A 6,489-nucleotide genomic window follows, 5' to 3' on the forward strand; every position below is an offset into this window, starting at 1 on the left:
ATCGAAAAAGCAGCTTAACGAAATTCATTAAGCTGCTTTCTCTTTGTTATTTTTAAGGGAATCTTGGGAACTGCTTGAAGTCTGGAGTACGTTTCTCTTTGAAAGCATCTCTTCCTTCTTTTGCTTCATCTGTTGTGTAGTAAAGAAGCGTTGCATCTCCACCAAATTGTTGCATACCTGCTAGTCCATCTGAATCTGCATTGAACGCAGCTTTTAGGAAACGAAGAGCAGTTGGACTTTTCTCAAGCATTTCGTTGCACCATTGCACAGTTTCCTCTTCTAACTTTTCAAGAGGAACAACTGTATTTACAAGACCCATATCCAATGCTTCTTGTGCACTGTACTGGCGACATAAGAACCAAATTTCACGTGCTTTTTTATGTCCTACAACACGAGCAAGGTAACCAGCACCATAACCAGCATCAAAACTTCCTACTTTTGGACCTGTTTGACCAAACACAGCATTATCCGCTGCAATTGTTAAGTCACAAACTAAGTGTAAAACATGTCCTCCACCAATTGCGTATCCTGAAACCATCGCAACAACTGGTTTTGGAATAACACGAATTAAACGTTGTAAATCAAGTACGTTTAAGCGAGGAATTTGATCGTCCCCAACATAGCCACCATGACCACGTACTTTTTGATCTCCACCAGAGCAGAATGCTTTTTCACCAGCACCTGCTAATACAATAACACCAACATTAGCATCATCACGAGCATATGCAAACGCATCGATTAGCTCTGAAACCGTACGTGGGCGGAATGCATTATGCACCTCTGGTCTGTTAATTGTGATTTTAGCAATTCCATTGTACGTTTCATATAAAATATCTTCGTACTTACGTTCTGCAGTCCATTCTACTGTAGACATTTTTTAGTCCTCCTTTATTCATGTACACTTTGTAAAAACCCATCTACTATTTTACTAAAAATTCGAGGTTTTTCCACATGTATAGCATGCCCAACTTCTTTAACTCTTTCTAAAAAAGAGTTTGTAAGCTGCTCATCTATCTCTGAACCAATCTGACAAAACTTTATATCAAGTTTTCCTGTGATAAGAAGTGTTGGCATATTGAGAGTAGACAAAAGCGGCCACCATGAAGGCTGCATGCCTGTCCCCATCCCAATTAAGCTATTTGCTAAACCGCGGGGAACATTTTTTAATCGCTCTTTTCTTACTTCTTCAATAATATCATTTGGCAAGGACTTTTGAGAACGAAAAAGCGGGATGTTTTCCCACTTTTCGACAAAAGCCTCTATTCCTTTTTCGTTAATGAAAGAAGCAAGTTGCTCATCATTCAATTGACGAGCTTTCTTTTCTTCAATTGTCTTAAGACCAGGTGAAGAGCTTTCTAATATAAGTGCTGTCACTTTATGAGGATATAAGATTGCAAACGATAACGCAACTCTTCCACCCATTGAATAACCAAGAATCGCTGCTTTTTCAATCTTTAATTCATAGAATAATTGAAGCAAGTCTGCTACAGTTTCCTCCATCGTATAACGACTAGGATCAGCAGGCTTGTCTGTTTCTCCATGTCCAATAAGATCTACTGTAATCACTTTATAATGAGTAAAATCTTCCTTCACATGTTTCCATGTTGCCTGAGATCCTGTAAAACCGTGAAGAAGCAAAAGAGGTGGGCCTTCTCCTTCGATTTCAATATTATAATTCACTCCACGAATGATTTTGTTCATTTTTCCTTTTCCTCATTTAAAGCATCCTCAATATCTTTCCACATGCTTCGATGTGTTTCAACATTCTTCGTACGCACTGTTTCAATCTCAATGACTGTAACACCTTTTGTTCTGAAAGATTCCTCAAGGTAATAACGAAAATCCGCCCAATTGCTCGCTTTATGAAATGACCCATGATAAGCTTTTACAGCATTTGAGAAATCAATTCCGAGTGGAGTACCAAAGAGAAGTTCGAAATGCTTTTCTTCCTTTGCTTGAGGAAGAAAAGAGAAAATACCTCCACCATCGTTATTAACAAGCACAACGGTTAGGTTCAATTCATTCAAATGTGCAGCTAATAATCCATTTAAATCATGATAAAAAGATACATCGCCAATTAATAATACAGAATGATGATAAGCAGTACTTGCGCCAAGTGCTGCTGAAACAACTCCATCAATTCCGTTAGCTCCCCTATTTGCTAATACATCTAGACTTTTAGATGACTTTCTTAAAAATGTATCAACATCTCGAATAGGCATAGAGTTTCCAACAAAAAGAAGGCTTTGCTCTGGAAGAGCTTCTTGAAGTTCTACAACAACTTTTCCTTCATCAAGTTCCTTTGTATTGGCCATTGCCTGCTGAAGAAGGTCACTTGTGATATTTTGCACATTCATCCATTTTGAAAGCCAATTTTTTGAGAAAGTGATGTTTTCACATTGTTCCCTTAAGCTTCTACATAAAAATTCTTCATGCGATACAATAACATCTGTTATCGTTCCTGTCGGATCACGCCAATCTAATGTATGATCTACCATTATGAAATTTTCTGGGGCGTAGTTTGTCATAAACTTGAGCGTTGTTTTTGAAACAGGCATTCCACCAAAACGAACAATAAGATCTGGTGCTAATTCTTCAGCTACTCTTTCATTTTTTAAGAAAGTATCATAACTATCCATTACAACATCTTGCACTAGCTTATTTGTTCGAATATTTGATAAGGGATCAGCAAGAATAGGGATATTAAGCATATCTGCTAAAGCAACAATCTCCCTGCTTCCTTCTTCAGAAATTTGTTGACCGCAAATGAAAAGAGGTTTTTCTGCTCTTTCTAGCAATTGTTCTACATAAGCAACATCAGCTTGGGAACCAATTCTCTCGCTTACTTTTTTTCGCTCTTCTCTTCTTTCTTCAAAGAAATTGTGCACTTCTGCTAAGTTAGGGAGAAGTGGCTCTCGAAGCGGGAAGTTCACATGTGTAACGCCTTGGCCACCACGTTCAGCTACATGAACAGCTCTTTTAGCCACTTGTTTAATATACCGAAGAGCTTCTACTGAGCTTTCAGGTATAGAAACATCCACAAACCATTTGGCATACTTGCCGTACAAGTTTACTTGATCAATTGCTTGTGGAGCCCCTACTTCTCTTAGCTCGTGCGGTCGATCTGCTGTTATAACAACAAGCGGGACACGAGAATAATGGGCTTCTACAATAGCAGGAAAATAGTTAGCTGCTGCTGTACCTGACGTACAAAGCAAAACGACAGGATGCTGTTTTGCTTTCGCTATTCCTAAAGCGAAAAAAGCCGCAGATCGTTCATCAATATTAGTATACACATTTAGTTCGTCACACTCTGCCATTGTAAGTGCAAGCGGAGTTGAACGAGATCCAGGACTGATAACAACGTCCACAATGCCACTGCTTACTAGTCCATCTACAAATGTTGCTACATATGAGGTAAGAGCATCACTTGTCATTGTTCATTCCTCCTAACGCTGAAAGCATTGGCTTAAATTTTGTTTTTGTTTCTTCATATTCACTTTGAGGATCTGAATCTCCCACAATTCCACAACCTGCAAAAAGTGATGCTTCATGACCACGCAGCAATGCTGATCGTATTCCAACAATAAATTCACCGTTACCATCCCCATCAAGCCATCCAATTGGGGCTGCATACCATCCTCTTTCAAACACCTCTAGCTTTTCTAACACCTCAACAGACTCTTCTTTAGGATATCCACCAAGAGCAGGAGTTGGGTGCAATTTCTCCACAAGTTCAATAAGAGTGGTTCCTTCTTTTGCTTTTCCTTTAATAGGAGTATATAAGTGTTGAATATGCTTTACTTTATAAAGAGTTGGATGCTCAGGGGCATATACATTTAAGCACGTCTCTTTCATTGCCTTTTCAATCATATTTACAACAAGGTTATGTTCAAACAAGTTCTTTTCATCGTTCAATAACTCTTCCCCTAATTTTTCATCTTCCCCTGCAGAATGTCCCCTTGGGATAGAGCCTGCTAAGCACGTTGAAAAGACCTCACCATCAACACTTTTTACAAGTCGTTCCGGAGAAGCACCGATAAAACATTGGCTATCTTGTTCAACAGCAAAAATATAGCTTAAATTCTGTTCTTCTAGCAAGTTTGATAAGGCATATTCACTCCATATTTTTTCATGAAATGTTACTTGTAATTCACGTGCTAATACAACTTTTTCAATTTCACCACTTCTAATCTGTTCTGTTGCATGCTTCACAGCTCTTTTCCATTCTTCAGGAGCGACTTCATGTTGAACAGCATCTCTGTTATGAACTTGAGATGGAAGAGTGTCAGAAGCAAGAAAAGTTTCTTCGATATGCTCCATTTCTTTTATAATGTCCTCTACTGATTCGCCTTGCTTAATATATCGATTAAAGGTTAAGAAAGCTTCTTTATTATAGGAGGTAAAAAGAACTTTAGGAACAAAAAAACGGCTAACAGGAAAACTCGTCCATAAATTATCTTCCTTTTGATAAGGATGAAAAGAGAATCCTCCAAAAAGCAAGTTACCTGTCCCAAACGGTGTTTTGTTGTCCTCTACACCTTCAATAAAACGCTTCCATTCTTCTTCAACATACTTAAAACGATCTCTACCCTTATTCTTTTCAATAATATGGGCATAATCAAATCCAACTAGATAAAAAGGATCATACGCATCTTTCCAAAAGAAACGCTTCCCTTCATATAAATGGCGCCCATTATAGTAAACAGAGAGAGGATCAAACTGAGCAATTTGCTTTACAATACTAACAAACTGAGGCTTCTCTAATTTATTAGCACGTAAACTAGCGTCTTCAATTTTCCGTTTCGCTTCCTCAATACTTGTAACCACACTAGCTCCCTCCAGTAAAATCTGACATAATCTTATTTTTATTTCCCAATTTATTTTAGGGAAACTTATATGGTAAAATCTTCTCTTAAAGATAGAAAGTTGTAACAAAGAAAAAAGTCTTATCTTAAAATAAATGCTTGTCTAATGTTGTAGAAATACGCAACTAAATAATTATAAATCTTTCTCTTTAAAAATGCTAGTGAAGGGCTTCATAATCTAAATGTAATCTCTATATCCCTTTTTAAACTTTATTTGCACAAAGCTTTAGTAAGTGAAAAAAAGTTGAACTTTCTCATGATTTTCTCTACACTAATGTTAGGTGTTTTTTGTCTAAAAACGTCTATCTAAAATGTTTTTATAAATATCTTTTTAGAGAAAGGATGAGAACAAGCATGCAATCATCACAACCGCGTGCTGCTCAATCGCCAAAAAAGGGATGGAAAGTATGGTGGAAATTAACACGTCCACATACCTTAACAGCAGCTTTTGTTCCTGTCTTAATTGGAACAGCTCTGTCTATGCAATCTACTTCAGTTAATATTCCCATCTTTCTAGCAATGTTAATTGCGTGTCTTTTTATTCAAATTGCTACGAACCTTTTCAACGAATATTACGACTTCAAGCGTGGACTTGACAATGAAAACTCGGTAGGAATTGGTGGCGGAATTGTTCGTGAAGGAATTTCTCCTCGGACAATTATGAACAGTGCTCTTATTTTGTACTTATTATCAATGATTATTGGGGTATATATTTGCATGAGTAGCAGCTGGTGGCTTGCGCTTATCGGCCTTTTTTGTATGGCTGTTGGATATCTTTATACTGGAGGTCCATACCCTATTGCTTATACACCGTTTGGAGAACTTGTATCAGGACTTATGATGGGAAGTTCCATCATATTGATTTCTTTCTTCATTCAAACAGGAAAGATTACAGCAGAAAGTGTTGTCGTATCTATTCCTATTGCAATTCTTGTAGGTGCTATTTTACTTGCAAACAATATCCGTGATTTTGACGGAGACAAAGAGTTTGGCCGTAAGACGTTAGCTATTCTCGTCGGAAAGAAACAGTCTATTGTAGTGTTAGCATCTATGTTCACCGTATCTTATGTATGGATTATTGGACTTATTATTGCAGGAGTAGCAAGCCCTTGGCTATTATTAGTATTCCTTAGCCTTCCAAAACCAATCCAAGCTGTAAAAGGATTTATTGGAAAAACAATGCCAATTCAAATGGTACCGGCTATGAAAGCTACAGCACAAACAAATACGTTCTTTGGATTTTTATTATCCATTGGTCTTTTTATCGGCTACTTCTTCTAAAAAACACAGTCTTTTGACTGTGTTTTTTCTTAAATTACGATACTGTTATTTCTCATTATTTAAGATCGACTTTTAATTATATGCTTTATAATCCTATACATTAGAAAAGAACATTGTGTTTATCCTATTACATGTTGAAACTTTTTAACTTTGTACAACGTATTACAAGGAGAAAACCATTTGAAAAGAGGAGAAGAAATGAATTCACATGAAATAGATTATAAACTTTATGGAGATGATATGCAGTTCGTAGAGATTGAACTTGATCCACGTGAAAGTGTTATAGCAGAAGCTGGAAGTATGATGATGATGGAAGAGAACATTGAAATGGAAACCATTT

At 37.1% G+C, this 6,489-nt stretch carries 6 protein-coding genes (1 of these 6 cut by a window edge); 2 read left to right on the top strand and 4 right to left on the bottom strand.

The window, feature by feature from the left end; translation table 11 throughout:
- Positions 1-52 precede the first annotated feature (52 nt).
- Genes menB through ACK3CR_RS24185 form a run of 4 tightly spaced genes read right to left on the bottom strand, consistent with a single transcriptional unit; the run spans position 53 to position 4,830 of the window.
- A complete protein-coding gene (gene menB / locus ACK3CR_RS24170) occupies positions 53-874 on the bottom strand; it encodes a 1,4-dihydroxy-2-naphthoyl-CoA synthase (RefSeq protein ID WP_019391070.1) in 822 nt (273 codons plus the stop codon).
- A 14-nt stretch (positions 875-888) separates the two neighbouring features.
- Positions 889-1,701, bottom strand: coding sequence for a 2-succinyl-6-hydroxy-2,4-cyclohexadiene-1-carboxylate synthase (gene menH, locus ACK3CR_RS24175; RefSeq protein WP_243516847.1), 813 nt, complete (start codon positions 1,699-1,701; stop codon positions 889-891).
- Positions 1,698-3,437, bottom strand: coding sequence for a 2-succinyl-5-enolpyruvyl-6-hydroxy-3-cyclohexene-1-carboxylic-acid synthase (gene menD / locus ACK3CR_RS24180; RefSeq protein WP_430237989.1), 1,740 nt, complete (start codon positions 3,435-3,437; stop codon positions 1,698-1,700). Before menD ends, menH begins: the two co-directional genes overlap by 4 nt.
- Positions 3,427-4,830, bottom strand: a complete 1,404-nt coding sequence (locus ACK3CR_RS24185) for an isochorismate synthase (RefSeq protein WP_243516842.1) — start codon at positions 4,828-4,830, stop codon at positions 3,427-3,429. Before ACK3CR_RS24185 ends, menD begins: the two co-directional genes overlap by 11 nt.
- A gap of 392 nt (positions 4,831-5,222) precedes the next feature.
- Between ACK3CR_RS24185 and ACK3CR_RS24190 the strand changes: the two genes are divergently transcribed.
- Positions 5,223-6,149, top strand: coding sequence for a 1,4-dihydroxy-2-naphthoate polyprenyltransferase (locus ACK3CR_RS24190; protein WP_372439972.1), 927 nt, complete (start codon positions 5,223-5,225; stop codon positions 6,147-6,149).
- Positions 6,150-6,347: 198 nt separating this feature from the next.
- Positions 6,348-6,489, top strand: partial view of a TIGR00266 family protein gene (locus ACK3CR_RS24195; protein ID WP_488976227.1) — the 5' portion only. Its footprint extends 659 nt past the window's final position; 142 of the gene's 801 nt are visible here — the first part of the coding sequence; its start codon is at positions 6,348-6,350; its stop codon lies off the right edge, out of view.

The sequence above is a fragment of the Priestia sp. TRM10 genome, assembly GCF_057808375.1.

Excerpts from the sequence above, each read along its gene's own strand:
- ACK3CR_RS24190 (WP_372439972.1), top strand. The coding sequence starts at position 5,223 with ATGCAATCATCACAACCGCGTGCTGCTCAATCGCCAAAAAAGGGATGG.
- menB (WP_019391070.1), bottom strand. The coding sequence starts at position 874 with ATGTCTACAGTAGAATGGACTGCAGAACGTAAGTACGAAGATATTTTA.
- menD (WP_430237989.1), bottom strand. The coding sequence starts at position 3,437 with ATGACAAGTGATGCTCTTACCTCATATGTAGCAACATTTGTAGATGGA.
- menH (WP_243516847.1), bottom strand. The coding sequence starts at position 1,701 with ATGAACAAAATCATTCGTGGAGTGAATTATAATATTGAAATCGAAGGA.